The organism is Acrocarpospora pleiomorpha (genome assembly GCF_009687885.1).
GTDB lineage: Bacteria > Actinomycetota > Actinomycetes > Streptosporangiales > Streptosporangiaceae > Acrocarpospora > Acrocarpospora pleiomorpha.
In genome coordinates, this window is the sequence record NZ_BLAF01000027.1 from 1,255 (window position 1) to 27,319 (window position 26,065).

Annotated in this window: 30 protein-coding genes; 16 read left to right on the plus strand and 14 right to left on the minus strand. The window is 68.3% G+C overall.

The window, feature by feature from the left end; all coding sequences use genetic code 11:
* Positions 1–1,062 (minus strand): bifunctional adenosylcobinamide kinase/adenosylcobinamide-phosphate guanylyltransferase (locus tag Aple_RS23685; protein WP_155347004.1); only part of this gene is annotated, 1,062 nt, incomplete at its 3' end.
* A 284-nt stretch (positions 1,063–1,346) separates the two neighbouring features.
* Here Aple_RS23685 and Aple_RS23690 point away from each other — a divergent pair.
* Positions 1,347–1,553, plus strand: coding sequence for a hypothetical protein (locus tag Aple_RS23690; protein WP_155346879.1), 207 nt, complete (start codon positions 1,347–1,349; stop codon positions 1,551–1,553).
* Between the two features lie 77 nt (positions 1,554–1,630).
* On the opposite strand, the gene Aple_RS23695 is transcribed toward Aple_RS23690, so the two are convergent.
* The gene (locus Aple_RS23695) at positions 1,631–2,629 is read right to left on the minus strand and encodes an aldo/keto reductase family protein (protein ID WP_155346880.1); all 999 of its coding nucleotides are present in this window, start codon (positions 2,627–2,629) and stop codon (positions 1,631–1,633) included.
* Positions 2,630–2,649: 20 nt separating this feature from the next.
* The gene (locus Aple_RS23700) at positions 2,650–3,267 is read right to left on the minus strand and encodes a DUF3043 domain-containing protein (protein WP_155346881.1); all 618 of its coding nucleotides are present in this window, start codon (positions 3,265–3,267) and stop codon (positions 2,650–2,652) included.
* A gap of 145 nt (positions 3,268–3,412) precedes the next feature.
* Here Aple_RS23700 and Aple_RS23705 point away from each other — a divergent pair, with 145 nt between their 5' ends.
* From Aple_RS23705 to Aple_RS23730, 6 genes are read left to right on the plus strand one after another with little or no spacing between them, the layout of a single operon-like run.
* A complete protein-coding gene (locus Aple_RS23705) occupies positions 3,413–4,198 on the plus strand; it encodes a PspA/IM30 family protein (protein WP_155346882.1) in 786 nt (261 codons plus the stop codon).
* Positions 4,195–4,473: a PspA-associated protein PspAA gene (pspAA, locus tag Aple_RS23710; protein WP_155346883.1), complete on the plus strand. Its 279-nt coding sequence runs from the start codon at positions 4,195–4,197 to the stop codon at positions 4,471–4,473. The genes Aple_RS23705 and pspAA overlap by 4 nt, the downstream gene beginning before the upstream one ends.
* Before the next feature lie 10 nt (positions 4,474–4,483).
* A complete protein-coding gene (htpX, locus tag Aple_RS23715; RefSeq protein WP_155346884.1) occupies positions 4,484–5,371 on the plus strand; it encodes a zinc metalloprotease HtpX in 888 nt (295 codons plus the stop codon).
* A 13-nt stretch (positions 5,372–5,384) separates the two neighbouring features.
* A complete protein-coding gene (gene pspAB / locus Aple_RS23720; protein WP_155346885.1) occupies positions 5,385–5,933 on the plus strand; it encodes a PspA-associated protein PspAB in 549 nt (182 codons plus the stop codon).
* A 43-nt stretch (positions 5,934–5,976) separates the two neighbouring features.
* A complete protein-coding gene (locus tag Aple_RS23725) occupies positions 5,977–6,729 on the plus strand; it encodes a maleylpyruvate isomerase family mycothiol-dependent enzyme (protein WP_155346886.1) in 753 nt (250 codons plus the stop codon).
* A 58-nt stretch (positions 6,730–6,787) separates the two neighbouring features.
* Positions 6,788–7,516 carry an SIMPL domain-containing protein gene (locus Aple_RS23730; protein ID WP_155346887.1) on the plus strand — a complete coding sequence of 243 codons (729 nt, stop codon included), beginning with the start codon at positions 6,788–6,790 and terminating at the stop codon, positions 7,514–7,516.
* A 40-nt stretch (positions 7,517–7,556) separates the two neighbouring features.
* Here Aple_RS23730 and nadA read toward each other — a convergent pair whose 3' ends face one another.
* The gene (gene nadA, locus Aple_RS23735; protein WP_246264732.1) at positions 7,557–8,705 is read right to left on the minus strand and encodes a quinolinate synthase NadA; all 1,149 of its coding nucleotides are present in this window, start codon (positions 8,703–8,705) and stop codon (positions 7,557–7,559) included.
* Positions 8,706–8,894: 189 nt separating this feature from the next.
* Between nadA and Aple_RS23740 the strand changes: the two genes are divergently transcribed.
* Positions 8,895–9,251 carry a HesB/IscA family protein gene (locus Aple_RS23740; RefSeq protein ID WP_155346889.1) on the plus strand — a complete coding sequence of 119 codons (357 nt, stop codon included), beginning with the start codon at positions 8,895–8,897 and terminating at the stop codon, positions 9,249–9,251.
* A 146-nt stretch (positions 9,252–9,397) separates the two neighbouring features.
* Positions 9,398–10,384 carry a carbohydrate kinase family protein gene (locus Aple_RS23745; RefSeq protein ID WP_155346890.1) on the plus strand — a complete coding sequence of 329 codons (987 nt, stop codon included), beginning with the start codon at positions 9,398–9,400 and terminating at the stop codon, positions 10,382–10,384.
* 45 nt (positions 10,385–10,429) lie between these two features.
* Here the strand turns inward: Aple_RS23745 and Aple_RS23750 are convergent, their stop codons facing one another.
* The 3 genes from Aple_RS23750 to Aple_RS23760 are packed head-to-tail and all read right to left on the minus strand — an operon-like array spanning position 10,430 to position 12,372.
* Positions 10,430–10,849, minus strand: a complete 420-nt coding sequence (locus Aple_RS23750; RefSeq protein ID WP_155346891.1) for a CBS domain-containing protein — start codon at positions 10,847–10,849, stop codon at positions 10,430–10,432.
* Between the two features lie 54 nt (positions 10,850–10,903).
* The gene (locus Aple_RS23755; RefSeq protein WP_155346892.1) at positions 10,904–11,203 is read right to left on the minus strand and encodes a sulfurtransferase TusA family protein; all 300 of its coding nucleotides are present in this window, start codon (positions 11,201–11,203) and stop codon (positions 10,904–10,906) included.
* Positions 11,204–11,238: 35 nt separating this feature from the next.
* On the minus strand, positions 11,239–12,372 hold the full coding sequence (locus tag Aple_RS23760) for a cysteine desulfurase family protein (protein WP_155346893.1): 1,134 nt from the start codon (positions 12,370–12,372) through the stop codon (positions 11,239–11,241).
* A 174-nt stretch (positions 12,373–12,546) separates the two neighbouring features.
* Here Aple_RS23760 and ctaC point away from each other — a divergent pair, with 174 nt between their 5' ends.
* The 4 genes from ctaC (at position 12,547) to Aple_RS23780 (ending at position 16,726) form a co-directional block, all read left to right on the plus strand.
* The gene (gene ctaC, locus Aple_RS23765) at positions 12,547–13,365 is read left to right on the plus strand and encodes an aa3-type cytochrome oxidase subunit II (protein WP_155346894.1); all 819 of its coding nucleotides are present in this window, start codon (positions 12,547–12,549) and stop codon (positions 13,363–13,365) included.
* Positions 13,362–15,023 (plus strand): aa3-type cytochrome oxidase subunit I, encoded by a 1,662-nt coding sequence (gene ctaD / locus Aple_RS23770; RefSeq protein ID WP_155346895.1) that lies wholly within the window; start codon positions 13,362–13,364, stop codon positions 15,021–15,023. The genes ctaC and ctaD overlap by 4 nt, the downstream gene beginning before the upstream one ends.
* Entirely contained in the window at positions 15,020–15,415 is a 396-nt protein-coding gene (locus tag Aple_RS23775) for a cytochrome c oxidase subunit 4 (protein ID WP_155346896.1), read from the plus strand. Before ctaD ends, Aple_RS23775 begins: the two co-directional genes overlap by 4 nt.
* 141 nt (positions 15,416–15,556) lie before the next feature.
* A complete protein-coding gene (locus Aple_RS23780) occupies positions 15,557–16,726 on the plus strand; it encodes a L,D-transpeptidase (protein WP_246264733.1) in 1,170 nt (389 codons plus the stop codon).
* A 44-nt stretch (positions 16,727–16,770) separates the two neighbouring features.
* Here Aple_RS23780 and qcrB read toward each other — a convergent pair whose 3' ends face one another.
* Genes qcrB through ctaE form a run of 4 tightly spaced genes read right to left on the minus strand, consistent with a single transcriptional unit; the run spans position 16,771 to position 20,919 of the window.
* On the minus strand, positions 16,771–18,411 hold the full coding sequence (qcrB, locus tag Aple_RS23785; RefSeq protein ID WP_155346897.1) for a cytochrome bc1 complex cytochrome b subunit: 1,641 nt from the start codon (positions 18,409–18,411) through the stop codon (positions 16,771–16,773).
* Positions 18,408–19,484, minus strand: coding sequence for a cytochrome bc1 complex Rieske iron-sulfur subunit (gene qcrA, locus Aple_RS23790; protein ID WP_155346898.1), 1,077 nt, complete (start codon positions 19,482–19,484; stop codon positions 18,408–18,410). The genes qcrB and qcrA overlap by 4 nt, the downstream gene beginning before the upstream one ends.
* Positions 19,481–20,284, minus strand: a complete 804-nt coding sequence (qcrC, locus tag Aple_RS23795) for a cytochrome bc1 complex diheme cytochrome c subunit (protein ID WP_155346899.1) — start codon at positions 20,282–20,284, stop codon at positions 19,481–19,483. Before qcrC ends, qcrA begins: the two co-directional genes overlap by 4 nt.
* 17 nt (positions 20,285–20,301) lie before the next feature.
* Positions 20,302–20,919, minus strand: coding sequence for an aa3-type cytochrome oxidase subunit III (gene ctaE, locus Aple_RS23800; RefSeq protein ID WP_155346900.1), 618 nt, complete (start codon positions 20,917–20,919; stop codon positions 20,302–20,304).
* 120 nt (positions 20,920–21,039) lie between these two features.
* On the opposite strand from ctaE, the gene Aple_RS23805 reads away from it, so the two are divergent.
* From Aple_RS23805 to Aple_RS23815, 3 genes are all read left to right on the plus strand, one after another.
* Entirely contained in the window at positions 21,040–21,426 is a 387-nt protein-coding gene (locus Aple_RS23805) for a response regulator (RefSeq protein WP_174889866.1), read from the plus strand.
* Between the two features lie 112 nt (positions 21,427–21,538).
* Positions 21,539–22,585, plus strand: coding sequence for an anthranilate phosphoribosyltransferase (gene trpD, locus Aple_RS23810; protein ID WP_155346901.1), 1,047 nt, complete (start codon positions 21,539–21,541; stop codon positions 22,583–22,585).
* Positions 22,586–22,670: 85 nt separating this feature from the next.
* Positions 22,671–23,330 (plus strand): sensor histidine kinase, encoded by a 660-nt coding sequence (locus tag Aple_RS23815; protein WP_155346902.1) that lies wholly within the window; start codon positions 22,671–22,673, stop codon positions 23,328–23,330.
* Here Aple_RS23815 and Aple_RS23820 read toward each other — a convergent pair whose 3' ends face one another.
* The 3 genes from Aple_RS23820 to Aple_RS23830 are packed head-to-tail and all read right to left on the minus strand — an operon-like array spanning position 23,331 to position 25,998.
* Entirely contained in the window at positions 23,331–23,618 is a 288-nt protein-coding gene (locus tag Aple_RS23820; RefSeq protein WP_155346903.1) for an Lrp/AsnC family transcriptional regulator, read from the minus strand.
* 34 nt (positions 23,619–23,652) lie between these two features.
* Positions 23,653–25,386, minus strand: a complete 1,734-nt coding sequence (locus Aple_RS23825) for a DEDD exonuclease domain-containing protein (protein WP_155347007.1) — start codon at positions 25,384–25,386, stop codon at positions 23,653–23,655.
* Between the two features lie 51 nt (positions 25,387–25,437).
* The gene (locus Aple_RS23830) at positions 25,438–25,998 is read right to left on the minus strand and encodes a GNAT family N-acetyltransferase (RefSeq protein ID WP_155346904.1); all 561 of its coding nucleotides are present in this window, start codon (positions 25,996–25,998) and stop codon (positions 25,438–25,440) included.
* Between the last annotated feature and the right edge of the window lie 67 nt (positions 25,999–26,065).

Below are 26,065 nucleotides of genomic sequence, written 5' to 3' on the forward strand. Positions count from 1 at the left end.
GGTGATGCGGCCTGCGGTTATTAGGGCGGATTCTTCGGATTCGGTGGTGAGGTGTTGGTTGAGGGTGCCTATGAGGTCGCGGAAGAGGCGGCCGCTGGGGGTTGGGGGGACGATGCCTTGGCCGACCTCTTCGGTGACGGCGACGATGTGGGCGGTGGTTTGGCGCCAGGCTTTGAGGAGGTTGGCGCATTCGGTGTGGACTGGGTCGGGGTTGGCGGGGGGCCAGGCGTTGTGGGCGTCGATGATGGCGGTTAGCCAGGTGCCGAGGCCGTCGATGAGGAGGACGCCGGTTTCTGTGGTCAGGAGATGGGTGAGATCGGTTGTTTCGAGGGTTCGCCAGTGGGCGGGGCGGCGGGCTTGGTGGGCTTTGAGGCGGGCCTGCCATTCGGGGTCGTCGTGGCAGGGGGAGGCGGTGGCCACATATGTCACCTCGGGTTCGGCGGCGAGGCGTAGTTCGGCTTCGGCGGATTTGCCGGAGCGGGAGCCGCCCAGGAGGAGGGTTCGGCGGGGAAGCGTTCGGGGGCGCACGCGATCTTGGGGGGCTTTCGTGTCCAGGACCGTTCCGTCTGGCACGGTGATCGCTCCCCAGAAACGAAGCCTCCGCTCCAGTTCCGCTTCGGAGGGCGCTCGATGGTCGAGCCCGACCGCCACGATCTGAGTGGTCTCATCCACGAGACCACGACGGCGCAGGCCGCCCAGATGGTCGGGTCGCTCAAGGAGATCGATGAGCACGATGTCGTAAGGCACTGCACCCGGCACACTGGTCCCGTCGCCGTTGGCTTGGTCGCCGTTGGTTCGATGGCTGGTGTTGGCTCGGTGGGCGTTGGGCTGGTCGGCGTTAGAGCGGTCGCCGTTCGCGAAGAGTAGGCGGTCGCCGTCGGGGGCGATCACGGAGTCGCCGTCGGGGGTGCGGGTCAGGTCGTGGTGGGTGAGCGGGATGTTGTCGTCGATGACCACGGAGAACGGGCGTCGAGGGGTCGTGACCCGGCCGCAGGACGCGCAGCGGCAGCCCGGTTCCGGCCATCCTCCGGGACCGGCGGTTCCGGTCAGCAGCACCTTCATGAGTCCCCCCGTTTCTCGTGCCTCCGCAGGATAGCGGCGGCGGCAGGAGGGCCGATCACGCCTGTGGATAACCTCGGCGGGAGGGTGCCGCGAATGGTCTCCGTGTTGAGGGATATCTCAGCGTTATAGGGTTCGTGGACCCGAGGGTCGTTCAGGTCCGCCGGGCTTGGCCCCTGCGAAGGGTCCCGGCGGGGTCCCGGCGGGGTTCGGTGGGTTCGGGGGTTAGCGGATTCCGCTGAGTTGTATCCGGGGCGACCCGGACCGCGCGATAAGGAGCGTATGGCATGACATGGCGTTGGCGTTATGAGAACGCGAACGGCGGTGAGGTAACCGATCGTCCCTTGCCGCGGGAGGTCTTCACCAGCCAGGCCGATGCCGAGTCGTGGCTCGGCGAGATCTGGCGTGACCTGCTGGAATCCGGTGTGGAGCAGGTGACTTTGCTGGAAGACGATCGGCCGGAATACACCGGCATGTCATTGCGCCCCCAATAGCCCGGAACTAAAAAGCCCACTGGATATTCCGGAAAAGGAATGATCCAGTGGGCTTTCTTGCGCTCAGGGTGCCGTGCTCAGGGGCGGCGGCTGGGGCTTACGGTTTTGGCGGGGTCGCGTTCGACCACGGGGCCGAGTACGTCGTCGATCTGCTTCAGGGCTTCGGCGTCGAGCTTGACGCCGGCGGCCTTCACGTTGTCGCGGACCTGTTCCGGTTTGGTGGCGCCCACGATGGCGGAGGAGACGTTCGGGTTCTGGAGCACCCAGGCGACCGCGAGCTGGGCCATGCTGAGGCCGTGATCGGCGGCGATCGGCTTCAGGTCCTGGACGCGGCGGAGGACCTCGTCGCTCATCATCCGGCCGATGAAGCCGGATCCGGACGGATCGGTCGCCCGGGAGCCCTCCGGCGGCGGCTGGCCGGGCAGGTACTTGCCGGTCAGCACGCCCTGCGCGATGGGCGACCAGACGATCTGGCCGATGCCCTCCTGCTCCGAGAGCGGCACGACCTCCGCCTCGATGACCCGCCACAACATCGAGTACTGCGGCTGGTTGGAGACCAGGCGGTCGAAGCCCATCTCGTCGGCGATCTTCACCGCCCTGGCGATCTGGTCGGCCGTCCATTCGCTGACACCCACGTAGAGGACCTTGCCTTGCCGTACCAGATCGTCGAAGGCGCGGAGGGTCTCCTCCAGCGGGGTCTCCACGTCGAAGCGGTGGGCCTGGTAGAGGTCGACGTAGTCGGTGCCAAGACGGCGCAGCGAGCCGTTGATCGATTCCATGATGTGCTTGCGGGACAGGCCCCGGTCGTTGCGGCCGGCGCCGGTCGGCCAGTAGACCTTGGTGAAGATCTCCAGCGACTCGCGCCGGATGCCGTGCAGGGCGCGGCCGAGGACCTCCTCGGCACGGGTGCCCGCGTAGACGTCGGCGGTGTCGAAGGTGGTGATCCCCTCGTCGAGGGCGGCGCGCACGCAGTCGCGCGCGGCCTCCTCCTCGACCTGCGAGCCGTGGGTGATCCAATTGCCGTAGCTGATCTCGCTGACGAGCAGACCGCTGCGGCCCAAATGGCGAAATTCCATTACCGCACCCTAAAACAGACTTACTTCTTGACCGGCACCGGCTTACCACCAGGCAGCACGGTCGGCTTGGGGAAGCGCAGCCGGCGGATCTGCGAGGAGCGCATGGCCGCGTAGAAGCCGACGCCCTTCAGGTTCTCGCCGGGATACTTCTCGGCCGCCACCTTCTTGACCCGGCCGGCCACGTAGAAGGAGCTCACGATCACCAGGACCATGACCAGCGGCAGCGACATCGTGTAGAGGGTGAGGACCCACCGGCGGATATCCGGCGGGAACGGGACCATCGACGCCAGCATGATCAGCAGCACGGCGGGCAGGAAATACTGCCCCGGCAGCCGCCGCGAGTCCACGAAGTCCCTGGCCAGTTTGCGGACCGGGCCACGGTCACGAGCGGGCAAATATTTCTCCTCGCCGCGGAGCATCCCCTCCCGGGCGCGTTCCCGTAGCAGCCGATCCCGCTCCCGGGCCTGCTTGTAGGCCTCTTTGCGGTTGGACGGCGCCGTCACCGGCGACCTGCGGCGCCCCTGCGCCTCGCTCCGCTTGGGGGTCGGACGCCCCTTGGCCGGAGTCCCCTGGGGCCTAAGATCTTCCACAGGGACGGGGGAGTCGTCCGTGGTGGGCTGGGTACGACGTCGGAACACGTTGTCCAGCGTACCGGGAGTGCAACTTAGTGACGCCCCCGTGCGTTATGCGTAGGGTGAACCTAGGCGGTCAACCCGCTTGTCGCGGCAATTGAACGACTGGGGTTACCCCCGCACAACCTTAAGAAGGGGACGGCCGACGCGCATGAGCGTGATGAAGAGACTTTCCATGATCTTCAAGTCCAAGGCCAATAAGGCCCTGGACAAGATGGAGGACCCGCGGGAGACCCTGGACTACTCCTATCAGAGGCAGCTGGAATTGCTGCAGAAGGTGCGCCGGGGCGTGGCGGATGTGGCGACCAGCCGCAAGCGGGTCGAGTTGCAGATCAACCAGGCCGAGGCCGAGGCCGCCAAGCGTGAGCAGCAGGCCAAGGCTGCCTTGTCGTCGGGCCGGGAGGACCTGGCCCGGGAGGCGCTGGCCCGCCGGGGCACGATTCAGACCCAGGTGGCCGATCTGCGAATCCAGTACAACAACCTCCAGGGCGAGGAGGAGAAGCTGACCCTCGCCAGCCAGCGTCTCCAGGCCAAGGTCGACTCCTTCCGTACCAGGAAAGAGACGATCAAGGCCACCTACACCGCGGCCGAGGCGCAGACCCGGATCAACGAGGCGTTCTCCGGCATCTCCGAGGAGATGGGGGACGTCGGTCTGGCGATCCAGCGGGCCGAGGACAAGACCGCCCAGATGCAGGCGCGGGCCGGGGCGATCGACGAGCTGCTGGCCAGCGGCGCGCTCGACGACTTCACCGGGCAGCGTGACGACATCCAGGCCGAGCTCGACCGGATGGGTGGCGGCAGCGACGTCGAGCTGGAAATCGCCAGAATGAAGGCGGAACTGGGGCAGGCGCCGGCGCCGAAGAGCGCGATCGAGCAGGGCCAGCCTGCCGGGCAGCAGCACACCCAGCAGATCCGCCAGCCGGGGGAGGCACAGTGATCGTACGCATCATGGGAGAGGGCCAGGTCCAGATCGCCGACGGTGATCTCGACGTCCTGAACGCCCTGGACACCGAGCTCGAGCGGGCCATCGAGGCCGACGACGAGACCATCTTCCGTACCAAACTGCACGCGTTGCTGGACAAGGTCCGGCATGTGGGCAAGGCGCTCCCGGACGACTCGCTGGAGGCGTCCGAGCTGATCCTGCCTCCCGCTGACGCCTCGATCGAGGAGGTCAGGGAGATGCTCGGGGACTCGGGGCTCATCCCCGGGTGACCAGGTTCCGATGACCAGGTTCGAACCCGATCGGGGGCTGACCGGGCGCATGGTGGCGACCATGTTCCTGCTCGGGCTGCTGTACGTCGCGTTCATGGCGGTGCTCATCGCCGTCGGGACGCAGGCGATCGTCGTCGCGGTGATCGCCGTGGGTTTCCTGCTGGCGCAGTACTTCCTGTCCGATCGGATCGCGCTGTTCGCGATGCACGGCCGGGAGGTCTCGCCGCAGGAGGCCCCCGAGCTGCACGGTGTGATCGACCGGCTGAGCGCCCTGGCCGACATGCCGAAACCGCGGGTGGCCATCGCCGACTCGGATGTGCCGAACGCCTTCGCCACCGGGCGTAACCAGAAGAACGCCGTCGTCTGCGTGACGACCGGGCTGCTGCGGCGGCTGGAACCGGAGGAGCTGGAGGGCGTGCTCGCCCACGAGCTCTCCCATGTCGCCCACCGCGACGTGGCCGTCATGACCATCGCCTCGTTCCTGGGCGTGCTGGCGGGGCTGATCACGCGATTCACGCTGTACTCGGGGCTCGGGCGCAGCCGCAACCAGAACGGGCCGCCGATCGGGCTGATCATCCTGCTCGTGTCCGGAATCGTGTACGCGGTGAGTTTCCTGCTCACCCGGCTGCTGTCGCGCTATCGCGAGCTGGCCGCGGATCGAGCCGGAGCGCTGCTCACCCAGCGGCCTTCCGCGCTGGCCAGCGCGCTGACGAAGGTCACCGGGGACATCGCCAGGATTCCGACCAGGGATCTGCGGGCGAACCAGGCGTTCAACGCGTTCTTCTTCGTGCCCGCTCTGTCGCGCGCCAGCATCGCCTCGCTGTTCGCGACGCATCCGCCGCTGGACCGCAGGCTGGAGCAGCTGGCCCGGATCTCCGCCGAGCTGGGCCGCCGCTGATGGGGTGGCGCTGATGGGCTGGTTCGACGCGCTGCTGGGCCGCTCCAAGCCCGCCCGGCCGGATCTGGACGCGCTGTTCGCGCTGCCGTCGGCCGCGATCAGCCTGCAGGTCGCGATGGCCTTCGCCCCGGCCGGGCAGGGCTCGGTCTGCTTCCGCGCCGCCGAGGGCGCCGCCTTCGCCGAGCTCCAGTCGGACATCCAGGCCCTGCTCGGCAAGGTCGAGATTTCTCAGGACTCGTACGGTTACACGTGGCTGCTCGCCCGAAACGACGATATTTCGGGACTTGTCACGGATTTGCATGCGGCCAACTCCACCCTGGAGTCGGCCGGGTTCGGACCGTCCCTGCTCTGCACGCTGGTCTCCTTCACCAACCCCGCCGGACGGCGCCTGGCCCTGGTCTACCTGTACAAACAGGGCACGTTCTACCCGTTCGCCCCCCTCGACGGCGAACGCCGCGACAACGCGCTGGAGCTCCAAGCCCGGGGCACCCTGGCCTCCGAGCTGAAAATCGAACCAGATCTCTCCCGCTGGTTCCCGGTCTGGGGCGCTCCCGGCCTGTGATGGTGTGGAATGGGGCATCAGCTGGACGCCCAGGGGAGGCACTGTGAAGGCTTGGACCCACGTCGCGCGCACCGACGCGATCACCGCCGAGGTGATCCGCATGGCGAAAGCCGTACGGGACCGGAATCCGGCCACGCCGGTGCCCACCTGCCCCGCCTGGGATCTGCGGGAACTCATCGTGCACACCGGGGGCATCCACCGCTGGGTCACCGCGATGGTCCGCGACCTCGCGCCGACGCGCTACGAGCGCGCCGAGATGGACCTCGGCATCCCCGAGCTCGCCGGCGAGCACGCCTCCTGGCTGGAGGCGGGGGCCGCGCCGCTGGCCGAGGCGCTCAGGTCGCGGCCCCCGGAGGCGGCCATGTGGTCCTGGGGCGGCGACCAGCACGTGCGGTTCTGGTCCCGGCGGCAGCTGCACGAGAGCGTCATCCACCGGGTGGACGCCGAACTGGCTCTCGGCATCGCGCCCGAGATCGACGAGACCATCGCGGCCGACGGGGTCGAGGAGTTCCTCGACGTCCTGCCGTACGCGCGCTGGCGGCCGCAGCTGGCCGAACTGCACGGCGGCGGCGACAGCATCGCCTGGCAGGCCGACACCGGCGCGGCCTGGCTGATCACCCTGACGCCGGAAGGCTTCCGCTACGAGCGCTCCAGCGCCCTCGGCGACGTCACCGTGCGCACCGCCACCGCCGCCGACCTGATGCTGCTGGCCTGGCGCCGGCGCAGCTACGAGGACTACGCGGTCGAGGGCGACGTCAAGCTGCTGCAGTGGTGGGTCGACCGCTCCGCAATCTGATCGCCAAGAGGGCGTGGCGGTCCCCGGCGGGGTGGCCGGCCGCTGATGTGATCCGCCCATGATCAACCTAAGGCACGCGGCCGCCGCCGCGTTCGTCGTGACCGGCCTTCTGGGCACCGGGCTTCTCGGCACGCCCGCGTTCGCCGCCGCACCCGACGGGTATGCCGGTGTCGTGGTGAAAGGATCGCGTATCTCCGTCACCGGCCACGGCAACGTCTCCGCCCCGCCCGACCTGATGCGCCTGCAGGCGGGCGTCGAGGTCCGCCGCGCCACGGCCGGGGAGGCGTTCAAGGCGGCCAGGTCGGCCGCGGCCAAGCTCACCCGGATCCTGCTCGCCGCGGGCCTGGCCGAGAAGGACCTGCGCACCAGCGAGCTCTCGCTCGGCCCCGAGTACGAGAACTACCCCAAGATCATCGGCTACCGCGCCACCCAGGGCGTCGAGGCGGTCGTCCGCAACCTGGCCCAGGCCGACAAGGTCATCGACGCCGCCGCCGGAGTGGGGGAGGACGCCCGCCTGAACGGCATCCACTTCGAGATCTCCGACCAGAACGCCATCCTGGTGGCCGCCAGGGACGCCGCCTTCAAGGACGCCACCGCCAAGGCCAGGCAGTACGCGCAACTCACCGGCCGCAGGCTGGGCAAGATCGTCTCGGTCAGCGAGGAGGGCGGCGACACCCCGGGCCCGATCCCCTACCACGGCGCGATGGCCGTGGCCGACAAGGCCTCGATCTCGCCGGGCCGCCAGTCGGTGGGCGTGACCGTCACTCTCACGTACGAGCTGAAGTGATCGGCCGGCCCGGCTGGGCCCGTCCCAGCCGGGCTGACCGTTACGGCAGCGCGAGCATGCGGTCCAGCGCGACCTTCGCCCAGTGCGTGGTGTCGGCGTCGACGGTGATCTGGTTGACCACATGCCCGCCGGCCAGCGACTCCAGCGCCCAGACCAGGTGCGGCAGGTCGATCCGGTTCATCGTGGAGCAGTAACAGACGGTCTTGTCGAGGAACGTGACCGTCTTGTCCGGGAACATCGTGCCCAGCCGCTTGACCAGGTTCAGCTCCGTGCCGACCGCCCAGGACGAACCCGCGGGGGCCGCTTCCAGGGTCTTGATGATGTATTCGGTGGAGCCCACGAAGTCGGCCTTGGTCACGACCTCGTGCCGGCATTCGGGGTGCACCAGGACGTTCACCCCGGGAATCCGGGCCCGCACGTCGTCCACGCAGTCCGCGGTGAAGCGGCCGTGCACCGAGCAGTGGCCCTTCCACAGGATCATCCTGGCGTCCCGCAGGGCGGCGTCGGTGAGGCCGCCGTTCGGCCGGTGCGGGTTGTAGACGACGCAGTCGTCCAGGCCGAAGCCCATCTCCAGCACGGCGGTGTTGCGCCCGAGATGCTGGTCCGGCAGGAACAGCACCTGACGGCCCTGCTCGAACGCCCACTCCAGCGCCCGCCGCGCGTTGGAGGAGGTGCAGACCGCGCCCCCGTGGCGCCCGCAGAAGGCCTTGATGTCGGCACTGGAGTTCATGTACGTGATCGGCACCACCTGGTCGGCGATGCCCGCCTCCTCCAGCGCCTCCCAGCACTCCTCGACCTGGTTGAAAGTGGCCATGTCCGCCATCGAGCACCCGGCCGCCAGGTCGGGCAGCACGACCCGCTGCGCGTCGGAGGTGAGGATGTCGGCGGATTCGGCCATGAAGTGCACCCCGCAGAACACGATGTACTCCGCGCCGGGCCGGGCCGCGGCCTCGCGCGCCAGCTTGAACGAGTCGCCGGTTACGTCCGCGAACTGGATCACCTCGTCCCGCTGGTAGTGGTGCCCCAGCACGAACAGCCGGTCGCCGAGCCGATCCTTCGCCGCCCTGGCCCGGGCCACCAGTGCGGGGTCGGAGGCCGGCGGGAGTTCACCCGGGCAGTCCACGCCGCGTTCGCTGTGCGGATCGGTGCCCTGGCCGAGCACGAAGAGCGGAAGACTCGTGGTCGTCACTGACCACACCCCCTTCGGGGACTTATCGTCGAACTGACGACTAATGATTACACACGAGTTGCCCGTCTTTATTCCCCGGGGTAGGGGATGGGGGAATGTCAGTTGGGGGCGAGGTGTTGGTAGCGTCTAAGGACGACATCAATCGGCTGCTCCCTCATGGACGGCCGAGCAGACGGTGGGAGTCACCACATGACGGTTGAGAGCAGCGAGCAGACCACGCAGCAGGGGCTCCTCCTGACTGACGCGGCCGCCGCCAAGGTCAAGAGCCTGCTGGACCAGCAGGGTGAGGAAGGGCTGCAGCTGCGCGTCGCCGTGCAGCCGGGCGGCTGTTCGGGCCTGCGCTACCAGCTCTACTTCGACGACCGGTCGATGGACGGGGACGTCGTGTCCGACTTCGGCGGCGTCGGTGTCGTCACGGACCGGATGAGCGCGCCGTACCTGATCGGGGCGACGGTGGACTTCGTGGACACGATCGAGAAGCAGGGCTTCACGATCGACAACCCGAATGCCACCGGCTCCTGCGCCTGCGGCGACTCGTTCAACTAGCGGGGGCGAGTTAACCCACCCTGTACGGCACGTGCCGTACAGGGTGGTGGCATGTGTCCGGATCGTGAGTTCGGGCGGGTGGGAAGTCGCGTATTCTTGCGTGGCTCGCGATCCGAAGCGCTGCTGACAACGAGGAGAATGACCCCGTGCGCATCGCCGTCACCGGCTCCATCGCCACCGACCAACTGATGACCTTCCCGGGCCGGTTCGCCGACCAGCTCGTCGCCGAACAGCTCGACCGTGTCTCACTGTCCTTCCTGGTCGACGACCTGCAGGTCCGCCGGGGCGGCTGCGCGGCCAACATCGCCTTCGGCATGGGCTGCCTGGGCCTGACCCCGATCCTGGTCGGCGCCGTCGGCGCCGACTTCGTCGACTACCGCTCCTGGCTGGAGCGCCACGGCGTGGACTGCGCCTCCGTGCACGTCTCCGAGCTGCGCCACACCGCGCGCTTCCTGTGCACCACCGACGAGGAGCACAACCAGATCGCGTCCTTCTACACCGGCGCGATGGCCGAGGCCCGCGAGATCGAGCTGGGCCCGATCGCCGACCGGCTGGGCGGCCTGGACCTGGTCCTGGTCAGCCCCAACGACCCCGACGCGATGCTCAGGCACACCGACGAGTCCCGCAGCCGCGGCATCCCGTTCGCGGCCGACCCGTCTCAGCAGCTGGCCCGGATGCCCGGCGACCAGATCCGCGAGCTCATCGAGGGCGCGGCGTATCTGTTCAGCAACGACTACGAAAAGGGCATGATCGAGCAGAAGACCGGCTGGTCGGATGAGGACGTGCTGTCCCGGGTGGGCGTCCGGATCACCACGCTCGGCCCGAAGGGCGCCAGGATCGACCAGGTCGGCGAGCCCTCGCTGCACATCTCGCCCGCCCCTGAACTGGGCAAGGCCGACCCCACCGGCGTCGGCGACGCGTTCCGGGCCGGCTTCCTGTCCGCGCTGGCCTGGGGCCTGTCGCTGGAACGCTGCGGCCAGGTCGGCAACCTGACCGCCACCCACGTCCTGGAGCGCATCGGCTGCCAGGAGTACGAGCTGGGCCAGCAGAGCTTCCTCGACCGTTTCGCCGGGGCGTATGGCAAGGCCGCCGCCGCCGAGGTGGCCGAGCACGTCCGCTGCTACCACCCCTGACCCGCCTGAGCGGGCCACCGCGAAGGTGGCCCGCTCAGCGTGGCGTCACTCCTGCGCGTAGATCTGGCCGACGGTCATGGCCAGCTTCTCGTCCGGCAGGTGCGCGGCCAGGTCGGCCTCGCTGATCATGCCGACCAGCCGGTGGTTCTCCATCACCGGCAGCCGCCGGATCTGGTTCTCCTGCATGGCGGTGAGCGCGTCGTCGACATCGGCGTCGGCGTTCACCCAGACGATCGTCCCCTCGGTCAGGTCGCCGGCCCTGACCTTGGCCGGGTCGTGCCCCGCCGCGATGCACCGCACCACGATGTCCCGATCGGTGATGATCCCCTTGAGCCGGTCGTCGGTCCCGCAGACCGGCAGCGCCCCGACGTCCATCTCGCGCATCATCTTGGCCGCGACGTCCAGCGTTTCGTTCTCGCTCACGCACTCGCACCCGAAGTGCATGATCTCCCGCGCCGTGGTCATGGCGATTTCCCCCTTTTGTCCGGTTTCAATCGCTACGTACCCCGTTGGCGGGGATTAATAGTTGCGGCGGACGTGGATCGACCAGCCGCCCTGGGGGAGTTCGTAGCTGGCCACGTGTTCGTGGGACTTCAGGCGGCACCAGGCCGGGATGTCGGTGACGGCGGCGGGGTCGTCCGCCAGGACCGCGACGACGGAGCCGAGGCCGACGGTGTTGATCTGGTCGGCCAGCATGATGATGGGGATGGGGCACTTGCGGCCCAGGGCGTCGATGGTGAGGGCGGTGGCCGGGGGAGCGGAGTGGCGGGCCGCGGATTCCTGGGGCAGCTCCCGCGGAGCGGGCTTGCGGCGCCACATCACTGGAACCCCCGAATGACGATGTCCCCGAACATCTAGTGCACTCCCAGACTATGACGGATGCGGCGGACGATATCCGGCAGGACGGTGAGGAATCTCTCCACATCATCCGCGGAAACGCCACGGGGCAGCGATACCCGGACGTTCCCATGAGTAAGCACGCCCATCGCCTCAAGCACATGTGACGGTCGAAGCGTACTCGCCGTGCATGAACTCCCTGACGACACGGCGAAACCCGCCTTGTCCAGCTCTGTCAGAAGCGCCTCACCTTCTACATAGAGGCAGGAAAATGTCACCAGGTGGGGAAGACGTTCAACCGGGTCACCGATCACCTCGACATCGGGCACCAGACGCGGGACCTCGTGGCGGATCCGGTCCACGAGGGCGGACAGGCGGGCCGACTCGGCCGCCGCCTCGGCCACGCGGGCGCGCAGCGCCGCCGCCGCGGCGACCACCGCGGGCACGTTCTCGAACCCCGGCACCCGGCGGCTCTCCCGGTCGTCCTCGGGGTACGGCGAGCGCCACCGCACCCCTTTACGAATGGCAAGCACCCCCACCCCCGCCGGGCCACCCCATTTGTGCGCGCTGGCGGCCAGGATCGACCAGCCGGGCGGGATCGGCAGCCGTCCGGCCGACTGGGCCGCGTCCACGAACAGCGGCACCCCGGCCGCCTGGCAGGCCTCGCCCGCCTCGGCCACCGGTTGCAGGGTGCCGACCTCGTGGTTGGCGGTCTGCAGACAGGCCAGGGCCGTGCCCGGCTGGGCGACCGCGGCGGCGAAGGCGGCGGGGGAGACCCGGCCGGTGATCTCCACGCCCACGGTTTCGACGCTTCCCCCGTCGCGTTCGTGCACCCCGGCCGCGTGCAGCACGCTGGAATGTTCGACGGCACTGACCACCAGGCGCCGGCCTGCGCGTTTGCGGCCGGCCAGCCCGCCGAGCACGCCCAGGTGCACGGCCTGGGTGCCGGAGGAGGTGAAGGAGATCTCGTCGGCGCGGGCGCCCAGGATCTCGGCCACCTCCGCCCTGGCCTGGTCGAGCAGGAGACGGACCCGGCGTCCTGAGCCGTACAGCCGGGCGGGGTCGGCCCAGCCCACGTCCAAGGCCGCCAGGAGGGCCTCGCGGGCCGCGGGATGCAGGGGTTCGGTGGAAGCCGCGTCGAGGTACGCCACAGTGACGACATTAACGGGGGCTGCTCAGAGGGGCAGTGCCAGTCCGCGCTAATGTGTCCCCCAGCATTGAAGTGAATCAAGTAAAGCGGGCGAGAAGATCTCCCGTTTGCAGTGGAATCTGAGAAACGCCCAGGGGAAGAGTCCTTTGGGCTTCATCTGTGGGGTAGGCGATCCGTGAGTCCGACCCGCCGTACGACACGGCGACCGTTGGCCCGCCGCCGGTTGCCCAGCCTCGCCGTGGTGGCGTCGCTGGTCGCGTCCGCGTCGGCGTGTAGTGCCGAAGAATGGTCCCGCGGGGCCATGCCCGAGCCGCTGACCCACCAGGGCAACACGATGCTGGACCTGTGGCTGGGCTCCTGGATCGCCGCGCTCGCGACCTTCGTCGTCGTCTTCGGCCTGATCATCTGGTCCGTGATCTTCCATCGGAAGCGGAAGCACTCCGACCAGCAGCTGCCGCCGCAGGTGCGGTACAACCTGCCGATCGAGATGCTCTACACGCTCGTGCCGCTGGTCATGGTGGCCGTGTTCTTCTACTTCACCGCGCGCGACGAGACCGAGATCATGAAGGTCTCCGGGACCGCGCCGGTGAAGGTCAAGGTCGAGGGCTTCCAGTGGAGCTGGCGCTTCACCACCGAATACCAGGGCAAGACGGTCGTCGTCGCCGGGGTCCCCGCCGACCTGGCCAAGCAGTCCCTGGAGAACCCGCAGGGCCCGCAGCTGGTGCTGCCGGCCGGGTCCAAGGTGGAGTTCCTGCTCCACTCGCCGGACGTCATCCACTCCTTCTGGGTGCCGGCCTTCCTGTTCAAGCAGGACGTGATGCCCGGCTTCAACAACCGGTTCGAGATCGACACCCTCGACAAGACCGGCACCTTCTTCGGCCGCTGCGCCGAGCTCTGCGGAGTCGACCACAGCAAGATGCTGTTCTCGGTCAAACTCGTCCCGCAGGCCGAATTCGATCAGTACGTCGCTAGCCAGGCGGGGGGCGCCCAGTGACCGCCATTCCGGAACCGGCCGCGCTTCCCCCGCGGCCCTACCGCAAGGGCCGGCTCATCACGAGCTGGCTGTCCACCACGGACCACAAGGTGATCGGGCACCTCTACCTGATCACGTCGTTCGTGTTCTTCCTCATCGGCGGCGTGATGGCGCTGGTGATGCGGGCCGAGCTGGCCCAGCCGGGGATGGAGTTCGTCTCCAACGAGCAGTTCAACCAGCTGTTCACCATGCACGGCACGATCATGCTGCTGATGTTCGCGACCCCGCTGTTCGCGGGCTTCGCCAACGAGCTGATGCCGCTGCAGATCGGCGCGCCCGACGTGGCGTTCCCGCGGCTGAACATGGTCAGCTACTGGCTCTACCTGTTCGGCAGCATCATCGCGGTGAGCGGCTTCTTCAGCCCCGGCGGCGCGGCCGCGTTCGGCTGGACCGCGTACTCGCCGCTGTCCAACGCGGTCACCTCGCCGGGGATCGGCGCCGACCTGTGGATCATGGGTCTGGCCCTGTCCGGCCTGGGCACCATCCTGGGCGCGGTCAACTTCATCACCACGATCATCACGATGCGCGCGCCCGGCATGACCATGTTCCGGATGCCGATCTTCACCTGGAACATCCTGCTCACCAGCATCCTGGTGCTGCTGGCCTTCCCGGTGCTGGCGGCGGCGCTGCTGGTGCTGGAGGCGGACCGAAAACTCGGGGCGCACGTGTTCGACTCCGCGACCGGCGGGGCGATGCTCTGGCAGCACCTGTTCTGGTTCTTCGGGCATCCCGAGGTGTACATCATCGCCTTGCCGTTCTTCGGCATCATCACCGAGGTGCTGCCGGTCTTCAGCCGCAAGCCGATCTTCGGCTACATCGGCCTGGTCGGCGCGACCATCGCCATCGCCGGCCTGTCGGTGACGGTCTGGGCGCACCACATGTTCGTCACCGGGCAGGTTCTGCTGCCGTTCTTCTCGTTCATGACGTTCCTGATCGCGGTGCCCACCGGGGTGAAGTTCTTCAACTGGATCGGCACGATGTGGCGCGGCCATCTCTCGTTCGAGACGCCGATGTTGTTCGCGGTGGGCTTCCTCATCACGTTCCTGCTCGGCGGCCTGACCGGCGTCATCCTGGCCTCGCCGCCGCTGGACTTCCAGATCAGTGACTCCTACTTCGTGGTGGCGCACTTCCACTACGTGGTGTTCGGCACGGTCGTGTTCGCGATGTTCGCCGGGTTCTACTTCTGGTGGCCCAAGTTCACCGGCAAGATGCTCAACGACAAGCTGGGCAAGTGGCACTTCTGGACGCTGTTCATCGGCTTCCACCTGACGTTCCTGGTGCAGCACTGGCTGGGCGCGGCCGGCTTCCCCCGGCGGTACGCGAACTACTCGGCCGTGGACGGGTTCACCGACCTGAACATGATCTCCTCGGTGGGCGCGTTCCTGCTGGGCGCCTCCACGCTGCCGTTCCTGTACAACGTCTGGCTGACCCACCGGACCGCGCCCAAGGTCCTCGTCGACGACCCGTGGGGTTACGCGGGCTCGCTGGAGTGGGCCACGTCCTGCCCGCCGCCGCGGCACAACTTCCACCAGCTGCCCAGGATCAGGTCCGAGCGCCCGGCGTTCGACGCCAAGTATCCCCATCTGCCGGCCAAGCCCCCCATCGAGGAGAAAGTATGAAGGTCCAGGGCTGGATGTTCATCCTCTGCGGTGTCTTCTTCGCCGCGGCGGACCTGGTCTACTGGTTCTGGTCCAAGGAAGTGACCGGCACCACCGCGATGGCGATCTCGGTCGGGCTCGCCTTCATGATCGGCTACTACCTGCTCTTCACGGCCCGCAGGATCGGCGACCAGCCGGAGGACAACAAGGAAGCCGAGATCAGCGACGGCGCCGGTGAGCTGGGCTTCTTCAGCCCGCACAGCTGGTGGCCGCTGTTCACCACCCTGTCGGCGGCGCTGGCCTTCTTCGGCTTCGTGATCGGCTGGTGGCTGTTCATGATCGGCATTTTCGCGCTCATCATGAGCACGATCGGCTTCGTCTTCCAGTACTACCGGGGGAACTTCTCCCACTGAGTCCATTACCCAGGTTTCAACAAGTCCCGGCGTGCCGATAAGCACGCCGGGACTTTTCTTTTACTCGTCCGTCGGACGTACTGCCCGTAACTGGGTAATAACCCTACGAAAGGGATCAAAGCCGACGGGGGAGTACGCAACGTGCGAGCTACTGGTGCTGGGGCGCTGGCCCTGCTGATGGCGACAGGATGTTCCGCCGCTTCCGCGGGCGAGGAGAATCAACAGGGCAAGAAGGGGTCCGCGCTGGCCCTGTACATCTCTCCGGCGAACGGAGGCAGGGATCTGCTCCCTGGGCACCCGATCAGGGTCGACTCCGCCAACGGCGCTCTCACGGCCGTCACGGTGACGACCAAGGGCAAGGCAGTGCCGGGCATCTTCAGCGCCGACAGGACCCGCTGGCGCAGCCTGCGCCCCATGCTGGCCGACACGCAGTACAGCGTGGCCGCCACCACCGCGGCCGGGTCAGCCCGCAGCGCGTTCTCCACCCTCAAGCCCAAGAGCGTCTACAACATCGAGCAGATCATCCCCAACAAGGACATATCCGGCCTGACGGTGGGGGTCGGCATGCCCATCATGGTCAGCTTCGACAAGGACATCGCCGACCGGGTCTCGGTGGAGCGGAACCTGTTCGTGCAGGCCTCCAAGCCGGTCGAGGGCGCCTGGCACTGGTTCGACAACAAGACCATCGCCTACCGGCCCAAGCACTTCTGGCCCGCGCACACCAAGGTCCGCTTCACCGCGCGCCTGTCCGGCGTGCGCGGCGCCGACGGCATGTACGGCGTGAAGGACTACGTCCGCGACTTCAAGATCGGGCGCTCCCAGATCAGCACGGCCGACGTGCTCACCCACATGATGAAGATCAAGCGGGACGGCAAGCTGATCCGCAGCGTGCCGATCAGCGCCGGCAAGGGCGGTGTCACGAAATATCACACCACCAATGGGATTCACCTGGCCATGTCCCGCGAGCCGGTCACCGTGATGACCTCACCCGACGCCGGCCCCGGCCAGGCCGGCTACTACTCCCAGACCGTCTACAACACCGTCCGCATCTCCAACAGCGGCGAGTACGTGCACTCCGCGCCCTGGTCGGTGGGCTCGCAGGGCTACTCCAACGTCAGCCACGGCTGCGTGAACATCAGCCCGGAGAACGCCCGCTGGTTCATCGACAACACGCTCATCGGCGACCCGATCATCGTCACCGGCAGCCCGCGCGTGCTGGAGCCGCTGAACGGCTGGGGGCACTGGCAGGAGTCCTGGCCGGAATGGCTGAAGTGGAGCCGCCTGCGCGCCGCCGAGACCGACAGCATGTGAAAAGGGCCCGGAGATTCACTCCGGGCCCTTTCCCCATGGTCTGGCTAGTGCTTTTCCTCACCCGAGCCGATGGCCGCGTGCCCGTGGCCGCCGCCTTCCTCTTCGAGCGGGACGTGCTCGGTGCCGTACTTCTTGCTCAGCACGGCCCGCACCTTGCCCAGGATCGAGCGGGCGCCCTTCGGCGGGATGCCCTCGATGTCCGGCTCGCCGGGCAGGATCGGGAGCCGCGCCTTGCCGCGCAGGTGGTCGGCGATGTCCTCGGCCGGGGGCACGTGGACCTCGATGTACTGCCCGTTCGGCATGCGCTTGATGACGCCCGACTCCACGCCGTGCGACATGACCTCGGCGTCCTTGCGCTGCAGGCCCATGCAGATCCGGTACGTGAGGAAGTACGCCAGCGCCGGACCCAGGAACACCGCGAAGCGCCCGAAGATCGTCGTGTGGTACAGGTCGATGTGGAAGAAGGCCGAGATCTCGTCGTTCGCGCCCAGCAGCCACAGCAGGCCGTAGAACGTGACCGCCGCCATGCCGATCGAGGTGCGGTGCGGGTTGTTGCGGGGGCGGTCGGCGATGTGGTGCTCGCGCCGGTCCCCGGTGACCCACTGCTCGATGAAGGGATAGAGCGCCAGGCCCGTCATGATGATGCCCATCGGCACCAGGGCGGGTATCAGCACGCTCAGCGGCAGGGTGTACCCCAGGAAGTTGATCTCCCAGGCAGGCATCAGCCGCAGCGCGCCCTCCAGGAAGCCCATGTAGAAGTCCGGTTGCGACCCCGCCGAGATATCCGCCGGAGTGTACGGACCGAACAACCAGATCGGGTTGATCTGCGCGAACGTCCCCAGCCCCGCGATGGCCGTGAACGTGAACAGGAAGTACGCCCCCGCCTTCGCCATGAAGGCCGGGTAGAACGGCGCTCCCACCACATTGGTGTTGTTCCGCCCGGTTCCCGGCATCTGGGTGTGCTTCTGCACCCACATGAGAATCATGTGCGCCGAGATCAGCGCCAGCAGGATGCCCGGAATCAGCAGGATGTGCAGCGAGTAGAAGCGCGCGATCACATCCTCGCCCGGATACTCCCCGCCGAACAGGAAGAACGTGAGATACGTCCCGACCAGCGGCAGCGAGATCGCCACACCCTCGGTGATCCGCAGACCGGCGCCGGAGAGCAGGTCGTCGGGGAGCGAGTAGCCGGTCAGGCCCTCGGCCAGGGCCAGCGTGAGCAGCAGGACGCCGATGATCCAGTTCAGCTCGCGCGGCTTGCGGTACGCGCCGGTGAAGAACACCCGGAGCATGTGCACGGTCATGCCGGCCACGAACAGCAGCGCCGCCCAGTGGTGCATCTGCCGCATCAGCAGACCACCCCGGACCTCGAAGCTGATCTTCAAGGTCGACGCGTACGCCTCCGACATGGTGACGCCGCGCAGCTGCTGGTACGGACCGTCGTACACGACATGGCCCATGCCCGGCTTGAACCAGAACGTGAGGAACGTGCCGGTGAGCAGCAGGATGATGAACGAGTAGAGCGCGATCTCGCCGAGCAGGAACGACCAGTGGTCCGGGAAGACCTTGCGGAGGTTCCGCTTCAGGAAACTGCCCGCGCCCAGCCGGTCGTCCAGGTAACTCGCGGGCCCGCCTATCAGCTTGGGCGTTTCCTTCAGGGTCGTCGGTTCCTTCAGGGTGGTCATGATGCCTTCTCCCTGGCTTCCCTGGCCTCGGCCTCGGCGTCGCCGCGTTCCCAGAAGCTCGGGCCGACCGGGACGTCGAAGTCGGCTTCCGCGATGAGGTAGCCCTCACTGTCCACGCCGATGGGCAGCTGCGGCAGCGGCCGGGCGGCCGGGCCGAAGATGACCTTCGCGCCGTCGGTGGCGTCGAACGTGGACTGGTGGCAGGGGCAGAGAATGTGGTGGGTCGTCTGCTCGTACAGGGCGGCGGGGCAGCCCACGTGCGTGCAGATCTTCGAGTAGGCCACGATGCCGTCGTGGGTCCAGTTCTGGTTCGTGCCCGCCTTGAACTGGTCGGGACGGAACTTGATCAGAATCAGCGTGGCCTTCGCGAGCGCGTTCAGGTCGTGCTCGTAGCCCTGCGGCACGACCGACAGGATGCCGCCGGGCGAGTTGAAGTCGGCGGCCCGGATCGGCGCGCCGGTGCCCTCCACGGTCAGGCGCAGGCCCTTCTTCCAGACCGTGTGCCGCAGCGAGGTGCCCGGCAGCGGGCCCAGGTCCTTCAGCAGGATCAGCGGGGCCAGGCCCAGCGGCGCGGCGGCCAGCAGCAGCGTGCGGCGCAGCAGCTTGTGCCGGACGAAGCCGCTCTCGTTGGCGCCCGCCACGAAGGTGTCGGCGACATACTCCTGCGTGTCGGGGGCGGAGACCATCGGGTGGCGCTCCTGGACCAGCGTGTACTTCGGCATGATCCGGCGGACCCAGAGCACGATGCCCGCGGCCAGCGAGAGCAGCGCCAGCGTGAGGGTGCTGCCCAGGGCCAGGTTGGAGGCCGCGGTGCTGTCCACCGTGCCGACCTGGAAGATCACGTACGACGCGATGAACGCGATGCCGGACAGGAAGGTCACCAGGAAGAGCAGGGCGACCAGCCGCTCCGCCTTCCTGGCCGCGGCCAGGTCCGGGTAGACGACGGCCGGGTCCTCGACGGGAGGCGGCGGTGGCGCGTCGCCGAGCACCGCGGTGCCCGCGGCGGGGGTGCCGATGACGCGCCTGGGCACGCGCGCGTCCTCTTCGTGGCTCGAATGCTCGTTGGAGGTCATTTCTTACGCTTCTTCGCGGTGATCCAGATGGCGGTCATAGACATGAAGCTGAGACCGGCGATCCAGACGACGAGGCCTTCGGTGACCGGGCCGATCCGGCCGAGGCCGAAACCTCCCGGGTCCTGCAACTCACGCATCTGCACGATGTAAGCGATCATGTTCCGCTTTTCCTCGGGCGTGATGATCGAGTCGTTGAAGACCGGCATCGCCTGCGGGCCCGTGACCATCGCCTCGTAGATCTGCTCGGGCGTGGCCTCGTTCAGGTTCGGCGCGTGTTTGCCGTAGGTGAGCGCGCCGCCCGCGCCGACGAAGTTGTGGCACTGGATGCAGTTCGCGCGGAACAGCTCGCCGCCCTTCGCCGCGTCACCCTTGGCCGGGTCCACCATCTCGGGGGTGGGCCGCTGCGGGCCGCCGCCCAGGCTCATGATGTAGGCGGACAGCTGGTTGATCGCCTCCGGCGTGACCCACTCGCCGAGCGGCTTGCGCTGCACCTGCGGGCCAGGGCCGGCGGCCGGCATGCGCCCGCTGCTGACCTGGAAGTCCACCGCCGCCGCGCCGACGCCCACCAGCGGCGGGCCCATCGTGGTGCCCTCGGCGTTCGGGCCGTGGCAGCTCGAACAGTGGGCCACGAACAGGCTCTTGCCCTCGGCCACGTCGTCGGCCTTGCCGGACGCGATCGCCGCGTCCGCTGAGTTGCTCGGCGCGAACAGGGCGTATCCTCCGCCGAGGAGGCCCAGCGCGAGCGCCACGACGGCGAGACGCGCGAGGGGATGCCGCCGTCGCGCGGTGATCGAGTTCACCGATATCCCCGTTCCGATCATTTGATGATGTAGATGGTCGCGAAAAGGCCGATCCAGACGACATCGACGAAGTGCCAGTAGTAGGACACGACGATGGCGCTGGTGGCCTGCTCATGCGTGAAGCGCTTCGCGGCGTACGTGCGTCCCAGCATGAACAGGAACGCGATCAGCCCACCCGTCACGTGCAGCCCGTGGAAGCCCGTGGTCAGGTAGAACACCGAGCCGTAGGCGTCGGAGGAGAGCGTCGTGCCCTCGTGCACCAGCGCGTTGTACTCGTACAGCTGCCCGGCGACGAAGACCGCGCCCATGAGGAAGCTGACGATGTACCAGAACCGGAGCTTCTTGACCTGGCCCTTCTCCGCGGCCCATACGCCGAACTGGCAGGTCACACTGGACAGGACCAGAATGATGGTGTTTGCCGTCGCGAACGGGATGTTCAGGTCGGCGTTCGGCCAGGGAAGATCCTGGGCGATGCTGACCGATCGGATGGTGAAGTACATCGCGAACAGCGCCGCGAAGAACATGAGCTCAGAGGACAACCAGACGATCGTCCCCACGCTGACCAGGTTGGGCCGGCGGGACGCGTGTGGTGCCGTCGTCGTTGTAATTGCGGATGCTGTCGCCACGCCCAGCATTATTGCGGCTAACCTGCCCGGTCGCCTCTTCGGGGGGCTGTGTTGCCGGGTACGGTCGCGCGCGGGGGGTCGGGCAGGGCCGATACCATCGGCTTGACCACAGGCGAGGAGTGTTGCGACGTGAAGGTTCTCATCTACAGCGATAACGCGAGCACCCGGGAGAAGGTGCGCACGGCGATCGGGCGGCGCCCGGCCGCGGATCTGCCCGAGGTGGAGATCGTGGAGAGCGCCACGCAGCCCGCGGTGCTCCGCTACCTGGACGCGGGGGACGTCGATCTGGCGATCCTCGACGGCGAGGCCGCGCCCGCCGGGGGGATGGGGATCGCCCGCCAGGCCAAGGACGAGGTGCACGACTGCCCGCCGATCCTGCTGATCATCGCCCGCCGGGACGACCGCTGGCTGGCCAACTGGTCACGCGCCGACGCGGTCGTGTCCCAGCCCCTCGACCCGATGGCGGTCGCGGAAGCCGTCGCGGATCTGCTCCGCCGCCGTCCCGCGATCGCCTGACCCGGTCTGTTCGCCGTCCCTGAACCGACAGGCTTTACCGGCATAGCGGTCATCGTGGCGATTCGGTTGGGATTCGCTGCTTTCTGCCCCTCTTCGCTTACCAAGGAACGCCATGGACGCTCGCACCACTTGGCCGTCGCTCCTCCACGCGTTGCTCTCCGGCGAGCACCTGACCGCCGATGAGACCGCGTGGGCGATGGGCGAGATCATGTCCAACGCGGCCACCCCCGCGCAGTTCGCGGCCTTCGTGGTCGCGCTCCGGGCCAAGGGGGAGACGGTCGCCGAGGTGTCCGGGATGGCCAGGACCATGCTGGACCGCGCCACCGCCCTGGTCACCGTGGAGGGCGCGACCGTGGACGTGGTCGGGACCGGGGGCGACCGCGCCCACACCGTCAACGTGTCGACGATGGCGGCGATCGTGGCCGCCGCCGCCGGGGCGCGGGTGACCAAGCACGGCAACCGGGCCGCGTCCTCCCTGTGCGGGGCGGCCGACGTGCTCGAACATCTCGGCGTGGTCATCGACGCCTCCCCTGAGGCGACCGCCAGGATCGTGGCCGAAGCCGGGATCGCGTTCTTCTTCGCGCCCGTCTACCACCCGTCCATGCGCTTCGCGGGCCCGCCGCGCAAGGAGATCGGCGTTCCCACCGTCTTCAACTTCCTCGGCCCGCTCACCAACCCCGCCCAGCCCGTCGCCCAGGCGATCGGCGTCTTCGACGCCCGCATGCTCCCCGTCGTGGCCGGCGTCTTCGCCGAGCGCGGCGTCTCCGCCCTGGTCTTCCGCGGCGACGACGGCCTCGACGAACTCTCCACCGCCGCCCCCTCCACGGTGTACGTCGTGCGCGACGGCGTGGCCACCAAGACCACCTTCGACCCCCTGGACATCGGCATCCCCCGCTCCCAGCCCGGCGACCTGCGCGGCGGCGACCCCGAATTCAACGCCAACGCCATCCACGACCTCCTCGGCGGCAAGCCCGGCCCCATCCGCGACGCCGCCCTCCTCAACGCCGCCGCCGCCCTCACCGCCCTCGACGGCCCCACCCCGGAAACCCTCACCACCCAACTCCGCGACAACTACACCCGCGCCGCCCACGCCATCGACTCCGGCACCGCCACCACCACCCTCAACCGCTGGATAGAAGTCAGCCAATCCACCAGGTAGGCAGATCGTCCGTCAGTCCTACGGGGGATGAGGGGTCCGTCTGCGAGGGGACGTAATCCGATAGGCGGCGGCTTAGGTTGCCCGCATGATGCGTCATCTTGTGTCTTGGCTGGTGGGGTCGCGGGTTGTGCGCCGGTGGCTGGGGGAGTCGGCGGATGCGGTGGCGCGGGAGCGGCTGCGGATCGCGCGAGAGCTGCATGATGTGGTGGCGCATGATCTGAGCGTGATGACGCTGGGGGTGGGGGCCGGGCGGGTCATCATGGACCGGGATCCGGAGCGGGCCAGGCAGACGTTGCGGGAGGCCGAGGAGTCGGGGCGGCAGGTGCTCAGCGACCTGCAGCGCATGCTGGCGTTGCTCCGGGTGGACGGGGTGAGCAGGGGACCGCAGCCGAGGCTGGCGGATCTGCCGGTGTTGCTCGACGGGTATCGGGCCGGAGGGCTCGCGGTGGCGTTGCGGGAGGACGGGGTCAGGGCGGACGGTCCCGTGCTCGAACTGTCGGTCTACCGGATCGTGGAGGAGACGCTGCGGAACGCGGTGCTGCACGGGCACTCCACTACGGCCACGGTCGAGTTGCGGTGGCTGAGGGGCGTCCTGGACCTGAGCGTGCGGGATGACGGGCTGCCGAGGGAACGACTGCTCGGCATCTGGGAACGCGCCGCCCTGTTCGGGGGTTCCGTCGCCTCACGGCCGATATCGGGTGGCTTCGAGGTCCGGGTGCGGCTGCTGATCACCCGGAATCGGTGATCAGTCCGCGTCGCTGAGGCCGATGGAGAAGGCGGCGTCCAGGTCGTGGCGGGAGTAGGCGCGGAAGGCGATGTGGGTCTCGGTGTGGAGCACGCCTGGCACCTTGTTCAACCGGCCGGGGACGACCTCGGCGATCTCCTCGTAGTCCTTCACGCGGACCATGGCCATCAGGTCGAACTCTCCGGTGATCGAGTAGACCTCGCTGACGCCGTCGAGTTCCGCGATGGTCTGCGCGACCTCCGGAATACGATCGACGTCGGCGTTGATGTGCACGATCGCGGTGACCATATGCGCTCTCCCGTTCCTGCGGACTGATCAGAACCTACCGCAGCGGCCGACCCTCCCTGGGCTGGTGGGCCCGCAGGCTCTCGTACGCCCGGTCGATCCTCCCCTTGAGGCGTCCCGCGCCATACGCGGGGAGGCTCCAGGTGCCGCCCTCGACGCGGACCAGGCGGATGCCCGGAGTGTCCAGCCAGCGCAGGATCGTCTCGGTCTCCTCGGCGCTGGCGGCGGGGGTCGGCCCCGGCCCGGGGACGACCGTTTCCGCGGTGGCGACCAGCGCCTCCACATACGGCACCGGGTGGGCGCCGCGGGGCATCACCCCGGCGGCGGTCAGGCGGCCGTGGCGGATGACGTGGATGTCCCAGTCGCCGTTGAAGGCCGGGCTGGCGGCCACCATCTGCTCGATGCGGGTCAGCGAGAGCAGCCGCTGCATGCGCGCCGCCGTGCGGACATACGCCGCGAGGCGATCCCGGTCGACCGCCGCCTCCTCGTAGCGCTGTTCGGCGGAGAGGCGGTCCATCCGGGCCTCCACGGCGGAGAAGACCAGGCCGGCGTCGTGCTCCATGGCGTGGCGGGCCTGGGCGACGTGCACCCCGTACGCCGCCTGGCTTTGGCGGCCGTCGCAGGGGGCGCCGCATTTGCCCAGCTCGGCCAGGGTGCACGCGCTGCGGAAGACCGTCGGTGATAATCGTTCGCCGCACTGCCGCAGCGGCAGGGCCTCGTGCATGGCGGTGCGGGCCTCGTCGGCGGTGCGGCTGCTGCCGAAGGGGCCGAGGTAGGTGCCGCCGTCGTCCTTGAGGTCGCGGACGATGCTGAGCCGGGGGAACGGCTCGTTGGTCAGTTTCAGCCAGACGACCCGCTCGGGGAAGCGGGAGCGCCGGTTGTAGCGGGGTTTGGTGGCGCCGATCATGCGGAGTTCGCGGATCTCGGCCTCCAGCGCGGTCGAGCAGACGATGTGCCGGACCCGCTCGGCGATGCCGATCATCTCCCGGACGCGCGGCCGGGTCTCGCTGGCGGTGAAGTAGCTCCGGACCCGGTTCCGCAGGTTCGAGCTCTTCCCGACATAGAGGGCTTCGCCCCGGACGTCCTCGAAGATGTACACCCCCGGGCGGGCGGGCACACCCTCGGAGAGATGGCGCTTGCGCTGCTGCTCGGGCGTCGGCATGCGGACGAACCCCCGCAGGTCCTCCAGCGTGTGCACGCCCAGCGAGCCGACCCGGCCGATCAGGCCGTGCAGCACGTCGACGGTGGCGCGGGCGTCGGCCAGCGCCCGGTGGTACGGCTCGGTGGCGCTGCGGAAGAACCTGGCCAGGGTGGCGAGCTTGCAGTTGGGCGTCTCATCCCGGTTGAGCACCCGGCGGGCGAGATCGGCGGTGTCCACCACCGGATTCACCGGCGGCGGGTAACCCTGGCCCGCGCAGGCCGCCTTGATGAAGCCCATGTCGAACGGCGCGTTGTGCGCCACCAGCGTGCACCCCCGGATGAACTCCAGGAAGCTCGGCAGCACCTCGGTCATCCGGGGCGCGGCCATCACCATCGCGTCGGTGATCCCGGTCAGCACCGAGATGAACGGCGGGATCGGGCCGCCGGGATCCACCAGGGTGGCGAACTCGCCGATCACCTCACCGCCGCGCACCTTGACCGCGCCGATCTCCGTGACGCCGTGCTCGGAGTTCGAGACGCCGGTGGTCTCCAGGTCGAAGACGACGAACGTCACGCCGGCGAGCGGGGTCCCGAGATCATCTAGCGTGCCCTGTTCCACGCCCACGACCATAGAGACGCCGACCGACACTTCCCGGGATCCCCGCCGTCCCGCGTGTCGCCTCTACGGGAGTTCGTCCCATTCGCGACGCAGCATCGCGTACACGATCTCGTCGGTCCACTCGCCCTTTACCATCTCGTTCTCGATCAGATGCGCTTCCTTGCGCATGCCGAGCCGCTCCATGACCTTGGTCGAGGCGGTGTTGCGTCCGTCGGTGCGCGCGGCGATGCGGTGGAGGTCCAGGTCGTCGAAGCCGAGCCTGAGCATCTCCCGGCTCGCCTCGGTGGCGTAGCCCTTGCCGTGGAAGGCGGGACTGAAGATGTATCCGATCTCGCCCTGCCGGTGCTCGCGGCTGTGCCAGAACAGCACGACCTCGCCCACCAGGGCGCCGGTCTCCCGTTCGAACACCGCCAGGCAGAGCGCCTGGCCCGCGTCGGTGAGCTCCCGGACCTGCGACTTCTCCGCGACGCTCGCCCGCACCTGATCGAGGTCCCGAGGCTCCCAGTAGAGATATCTGGTCACTTCGGGCAGCGAGTGGAACGCGTGCGCCGCAGGGACGTCGTCGGTTTCGTACGGGCGAAGGAGGAGTCGCGGGGTCTCGATGGGATATGCGGGCTTGAGCATCCGACCACACTAAATGACGGCATTCGGCCCAAGCGACCGTGTTTCGGGCGGTTGCTGGCGGGCCCCC

Excerpts from the sequence above, each read along its gene's own strand:
- Aple_RS23775 (WP_155346896.1), top strand. The coding sequence starts at position 15,020 with ATGAAGGTCCAGGGCTGGATGTTCATCCTCTGCGGTGTCTTCTTCGCC.
- Aple_RS23690 (WP_155346879.1), top strand. The coding sequence starts at position 1,347 with ATGACATGGCGTTGGCGTTATGAGAACGCGAACGGCGGTGAGGTAACC.
- htpX (WP_155346884.1), top strand. The coding sequence starts at position 4,484 with ATGACCAGGTTCGAACCCGATCGGGGGCTGACCGGGCGCATGGTGGCG.
- Aple_RS23825 (WP_155347007.1), bottom strand. The coding sequence starts at position 25,386 with ATGGTCGTGGGCGTGGAACAGGGCACGCTAGATGATCTCGGGACCCCG.
- qcrA (WP_155346898.1), bottom strand. The coding sequence starts at position 19,484 with ATGACCTCCAACGAGCATTCGAGCCACGAAGAGGACGCGCGCGTGCCC.
- Aple_RS23815 (WP_155346902.1), top strand. The coding sequence starts at position 22,671 with ATGATGCGTCATCTTGTGTCTTGGCTGGTGGGGTCGCGGGTTGTGCGC.
- Aple_RS23695 (WP_155346880.1), bottom strand. The coding sequence starts at position 2,629 with ATGGAATTTCGCCATTTGGGCCGCAGCGGTCTGCTCGTCAGCGAGATC.
- Aple_RS23750 (WP_155346891.1), bottom strand. The coding sequence starts at position 10,849 with ATGACCACGGCGCGGGAGATCATGCACTTCGGGTGCGAGTGCGTGAGC.
- qcrB (WP_155346897.1), bottom strand. The coding sequence starts at position 18,411 with ATGACCACCCTGAAGGAACCGACGACCCTGAAGGAAACGCCCAAGCTG.
- Aple_RS23730 (WP_155346887.1), top strand. The coding sequence starts at position 6,788 with ATGATCAACCTAAGGCACGCGGCCGCCGCCGCGTTCGTCGTGACCGGC.
- Aple_RS23820 (WP_155346903.1), bottom strand. The coding sequence starts at position 23,618 with ATGGTCACCGCGATCGTGCACATCAACGCCGACGTCGATCGTATTCCG.
- trpD (WP_155346901.1), top strand. The coding sequence starts at position 21,539 with ATGGACGCTCGCACCACTTGGCCGTCGCTCCTCCACGCGTTGCTCTCC.
- Aple_RS23830 (WP_155346904.1), bottom strand. The coding sequence starts at position 25,998 with ATGCTCAAGCCCGCATATCCCATCGAGACCCCGCGACTCCTCCTTCGC.
- Aple_RS23705 (WP_155346882.1), top strand. The coding sequence starts at position 3,413 with ATGAGCGTGATGAAGAGACTTTCCATGATCTTCAAGTCCAAGGCCAAT.
- pspAB (WP_155346885.1), top strand. The coding sequence starts at position 5,385 with ATGGGCTGGTTCGACGCGCTGCTGGGCCGCTCCAAGCCCGCCCGGCCG.
- ctaE (WP_155346900.1), bottom strand. The coding sequence starts at position 20,919 with ATGCTGGGCGTGGCGACAGCATCCGCAATTACAACGACGACGGCACCA.
- Aple_RS23740 (WP_155346889.1), top strand. The coding sequence starts at position 8,895 with ATGACGGTTGAGAGCAGCGAGCAGACCACGCAGCAGGGGCTCCTCCTG.
- Aple_RS23755 (WP_155346892.1), bottom strand. The coding sequence starts at position 11,203 with ATGTGGCGCCGCAAGCCCGCTCCGCGGGAGCTGCCCCAGGAATCCGCG.